General features: G+C 37.1%; 6 protein-coding genes. 2 read left to right on the top strand and 4 right to left on the bottom strand.

Annotation, left to right across the window (positions count from 1 at the left end; translation table 11 throughout):
* Both JMX18_RS13145 and JMX18_RS13140 read right to left on the bottom strand, forming a co-directional pair.
* On the bottom strand, positions 1 to 185 hold a 185-nt coding region (locus JMX18_RS13145; protein WP_201588373.1), incomplete at its 3' end, for a type II toxin-antitoxin system RelB/DinJ family antitoxin.
* A gap of 82 nt (positions 186 to 267) precedes the next feature.
* Complete coding sequence (locus JMX18_RS13140) at positions 268 to 543, bottom strand: hypothetical protein (protein ID WP_201588372.1); 276 nt, start codon at positions 541 to 543, stop codon at positions 268 to 270.
* A 457-nt stretch (positions 544 to 1000) separates the two neighbouring features.
* Between JMX18_RS13140 and mobV the strand changes: the two genes are divergently transcribed.
* A complete protein-coding gene (gene mobV, locus JMX18_RS13135; RefSeq protein ID WP_201588371.1) occupies positions 1001 to 1879 on the top strand; it encodes a MobV family relaxase in 879 nt (292 codons plus the stop codon).
* 508 nt (positions 1880 to 2387) lie between these two features.
* Positions 2388 to 3380, top strand: a complete 993-nt coding sequence (repM, locus tag JMX18_RS13130; protein WP_201588370.1) for a replication initiation protein RepM — start codon at positions 2388 to 2390, stop codon at positions 3378 to 3380.
* 103 nt (positions 3381 to 3483) lie between these two features.
* Here repM and JMX18_RS13125 read toward each other — a convergent pair whose 3' ends face one another.
* A complete protein-coding gene (locus JMX18_RS13125) occupies positions 3484 to 4149 on the bottom strand; it encodes a hypothetical protein (RefSeq protein ID WP_201588369.1) in 666 nt (221 codons plus the stop codon).
* An 84-nt stretch (positions 4150 to 4233) separates the two neighbouring features.
* On the bottom strand, positions 4234 to 4500 hold the full coding sequence (locus JMX18_RS13120; RefSeq protein WP_201588368.1) for a type II toxin-antitoxin system RelE/ParE family toxin: 267 nt from the start codon (positions 4498 to 4500) through the stop codon (positions 4234 to 4236).
* Between the last annotated feature and the right edge of the window lie 83 nt (positions 4501 to 4583).

Below are 4583 nucleotides of genomic sequence, written 5' to 3'. Positions count from 1 at the left end.
GCGATAGTTTGCGCGTTGAGCTTAGGTTGATAGTCAAAAGACAAGGGAACCGCATTGGTATCGGCTACTTGGTTCAAGAACAGTCTTATGGCTTGTGAAGGCGTTAGTCCATAGCTTTCAAGAACAGAAAAAGACCTGTCCTTCAGATCCTGGTCAAGCCGTATATTATAATTAGTTGTAGTCATAGTAATCACCTATCGCTTATATTTGTACCTCTAATATAAGCGATAGGTGATTAAATCTCAATAGATTTAGCGTTCTGTGCGCTCAAGCGGTGACAGTCTGCTCATTTAACCCAGCAAGAAAACCATCAATATTCTGTTTGATCCCTGAGCACATTTTACCAAGCTCAACAGCACTGAATTGACTTAGCGTGGCTTCTTGCTGTGTCAGTTTGACCATTTTCGCCATAACAATCTCTTCATGCGTATCATCTTTTATCAAGAAAGTGTTTAAACGTCCAATCTGATTATTATAGGCTTCTTGGGTGGCTTCAAGTTGAAGGCTTTTATTGCTAGCGACTGATACACCGATCATGCTCATAAATAACTCCGTTACTAGAATTATCTGTAGCGACAGATAATTTTTTTAGGTTAATAAGTTGTTTGTACCAGCCTAAGATTATGCCAGTGAATGACGAGGAGTAACGCTCTTATAACCCCTTTTTTGCAGCAAATATTACGACAGATAAAAGACCCGTTATTTCCTACCTAATTTAATGACTACACCTTACGCACCCTAAAGGGACTGCCAAGTAGCTGATATTGTTAGGTTTAACGAATTTAATTTGTATACGAAAAGTTTACAAAAACGACATTAATCATTGATTTATAACAGAAAAATGTGTCTACAAATTGTATACAGCGTCACTTCAAAAAAGTGAAAAACAGCCCTTTTTTACCGCCTTTTTCTCCAAAAATCACGCTTTCGTAATAGGTAAAATTATGGTGTAGTAAGTACGCCTTAGTGAAATAACACCCAATTATAGGAAAAAGTGGCAATGAACTATGCAATTTTGAGGACAGCAAAATTAAAGACGATGGGCAACATTGGTGGCAGTCTTGCACACAACTATCGAACGATAGAAACGCCCAATGCTGATCCCAACCGCACCCCTAAAAATAATCATAGCGTTGCTACCCCTGAAGCAATCAAACAGGCAATACAAAACCGACTTCCTGAAAAAAGACGCTCTGATGCGGTGCTATGTATTGAGTATTTGATAACGGCTAGTCCTGAATGGGAAGGCTGGGGAAAAAGCCAAGAAGCCGAGTTTTTTAAGCGATCTAGTCAATGGCTCATTGATAAGCATGGAGCAGAAAATATTGCAGGTATGAGTATTCATCGAGATATAAGCACACCGCACCTAGTCGCTTATGTCGTTCCTATTGACCAAAAGGGAAAGCTGAACTGCAAGGATTTTCTAGGGGGCAGGGTTAAGTTAAACCAGATGCAAACCAATTTTGCCAATACTGTCGCTGATTTGGGGCTAACAAGGGGCAAGGAAGGCTCTAAAGCCAAGCATACCAGCATCAAGGAGTATTACCACGACATCAATCATGCGAGAGACTTCACTATCGAAGCCGTATCACCTAAGCCTGAAATGTTTGAAAGCAAGGCTAGGTATGGTGAAAAGGTTTCAGCAGCCGTTATTGAGCAAATAGAACCGACTGTGAAAGCAGCAAATAGCATTCTGATGGACTATGAGAAGGCTAGATTAGAAAAAAGCGTGGCAGAAGACAGCTATGACACCCTTAAAAAACGTGTTGAGCCTTACTTGGTGGCGATTAATGGTCTAAATCAAAAGGAAATTGCTAGGGTGAACGAGGTAATGCAGCTAGAAAGCCGTAAAATCGCTGTAGAGAACGATAGAAATTAATAGGCTAGGTATGTATAAAAATAGAGTCAAACAGCTCTTAAATCTAATCGTGTAGACAAATAGAGTGGTTTTTACAGCTAATTACCAATGAACTAAGAAGAATAGAGTCACTAGAATGCTAAAAGAAATGGAGAATTTGAAATATTCTGAAGCTTTGAATAATCTAGAAAAAATTGAGAGATTGCCTGATTATAAAACTTACGATAAAGACTAAGATATTTTGATTTAGGTGCTCTTTTCTTTTGTCTTTTATTATGTAAAAAACAAAAAAATCCCTATTTGTTATTTTTAAATAATATTTGTCATATTTCTCCAGCCCTCTCCAGCCCTCTTGCAGTATAGCTCACAGCGTTCATAAGTACACCTTTATCTACCAATAAGTACACCTTTATCTACCAAAATTCATTTATGAGTACACCTTTATCTACCAATAAGTACACCTTTATCTACCAATAATACACTTATCATGTTAGGGTGTATTAATACCGTTAAAAATAAAGGAGTACTTATGAATAATAAATCTTTGGTGGTAAAAGAAAACTCTCTTATTCAGGCAAGTTATACCCTTTCACTTGTTGAGCAAAGATTGTTATTACTGGCTATCATCGTAATTAGAGAACATACCCACAAGAATGAGCTTGATTACATAGCCTTTGATAAGCCTATTGAGATTTACGCCGATGCTTATATCAAGCAGTTTGGTGTTCATAGACAGACTGCATATAAAAACCTTAAAGAAGCCAGCAAGACATTGTTTGCAAGGCAATTTAGTTATCAAGAGAAAAGACAAAAAGGGATGGCAAATGTAACTAGCCGTTGGGTGTCTGATGTTGCATATGTTGACTCTGAAGCACTTGTGGAATTGACCTTCTCTAGAGCTATAATTCCTTTAATTACAGAGCTTGAGAGTAGTTTAACCAGTTATGAGATAGGGCAAGTAAGCAATCTCACTAGTGGATACGCATTGAGATTGTATGAGCTATTAATTGCATGGAAAAGCAAAGGCGTTACTCCTAAGTGGCAGCTTGAGGAATTTAGGCGGAAAATGGGGGTTGAGGAAGGTAAGTACTTAAGGATGGGGCAGTTCAAAGAGAAAGTTTTAGATTTTGCGGTAGAACAGATAAATGAATACACGGATATAACCGTCAAATATCAGCAATACAAGAATGGGCGTAAGGTTGATGCTTTCAAATTCACTATAAAAATTGACTCAATTGAGAAAACTGTTAAACCAAATCGTGACCCTAACACTATAGACTGGATAAACAACAAAACTGACAATGAAGTCAATGCACTAAAGCCTAAACAGCTTGCTAGGGCTGTGAATAGCAAGAAATTCATATCTGATTACGCTCATTTGGTAATGCCACAAAATCCTGCTAACAGCTCATCTAGTGCATGGATTACGCACATGGCGACTTGGCTCAAAAAAGACCCTAGCAAGTTCACCAAACGATCTATGAAAGAGTATCTTGATGACGAACAAGCAGATAGATTTTAAGAGTAAAATGATAATTTAGAGAGTATCTTGAATCTTCGGCTGTAGCTCAGTTGATTTCAACTTCATACATAGCGGGATTTTGATCAAAAATATCTACTACAGTTTAGTTTTCATCAGAGATCTCTTGAATGTATTCAATTATATCTTTAGCAATACCTATTCTACGAACGGAGATTATAGTGTGGAGGTAAGTAGTAATACTCATTATGAATCCAAACCCAGCCATAAACCCAGTATTTAAATATTCGTAAGTAAAAAAGCTATTTTGATAGTAGGCATCTGCTGAAAAATAAAAAAAACCAAGAAAGGATATCATTGTTACGATGACAGTAAGAGGTAATGTATAGTTAGATGACTTAAGCAGTTTTCTCAATTTGCTTTGCGTTTCTGTAAGTGCTGACGCTGAAAGAAGATGAGGATAATTAGGAACATATTGCACAGAATAATATATTTCATTTATATTAAATTTACCTTCAAGGATTCTATACGTGTCTAGAATATACTGTCTTTCTTCCTCATTGGCTCTGATGCCCGTACACTTTGCAAAATATATGCTTGCAAGATTTTCACTTAAAAGTTTTTTAGATACCTCATCAACATGATTAGAATCAAGCGCTTCATTAAGATAGCGTATTTTCAATAACTTAAAATAACCGAGCGAGTCTACGAATTTAGGTATATATAGAATAAACCCAATCAAAATTAATAACACTAGCCCATAGACACCCCAATTTTTCTGAATGAACTCTAAAAGATCTGAATTAAACAATAATTATAACCTCGTCTGATATTAAATAGTTCAGGAGCAATATCTTTTAGTAACTGCTCAACAGCATATACATTTTAAAATAGGCTAATCAAATACTTCTGAATGGCTACCCAATCTAACGAAATCTACCGTATCGCTCTGAACACGGTAGATAAGCACTAAGTCAGGTTTGATGTGGCAATCTCTAAACCCCTTATGATTGCCGGTCAACGCATGATCTTTGTATTTAGCCGGTAGCGGTATATCGTTAGTCAGACAATTAAGCACCTCGCCCCATGCAGGAGTGAGTAAGCTTAGATAATTCTTTTTGGCATCTCTCTTAAACTGGTTTGATACTTCAATGGATCTCATCAGCTTCGCCTTCTAGCTCATCCATCAAATCACCAAAGCTATCATAATTAGTACCTTTACCGTTGGCGACCTCTGCAATAGCC

The organism is Psychrobacter jeotgali (assembly GCF_904846315.1).
GTDB lineage: Bacteria > Pseudomonadota > Gammaproteobacteria > Pseudomonadales > Moraxellaceae > Psychrobacter > Psychrobacter jeotgali.
Note: the sequence above shows the minus strand (reverse complement) of the source record. Positions and strands in the feature narration are given on the sequence as shown.

What these genes read in the sequence shown, in the direction of transcription:
- JMX18_RS13140 (WP_201588372.1), bottom strand. Translation starts at nt 543, where the DNA reads ATGAGCATGATCGGTGTATCAGTCGCTAGCAATAAAAGCCTTCAACTT.
- mobV (WP_201588371.1), top strand. Translation starts at nt 1,001, where the DNA reads ATGAACTATGCAATTTTGAGGACAGCAAAATTAAAGACGATGGGCAAC.
- repM (WP_201588370.1), top strand. Translation starts at nt 2,388, where the DNA reads ATGAATAATAAATCTTTGGTGGTAAAAGAAAACTCTCTTATTCAGGCA.
- JMX18_RS13120 (WP_201588368.1), bottom strand. Translation starts at nt 4,500, where the DNA reads ATGAGATCCATTGAAGTATCAAACCAGTTTAAGAGAGATGCCAAAAAG.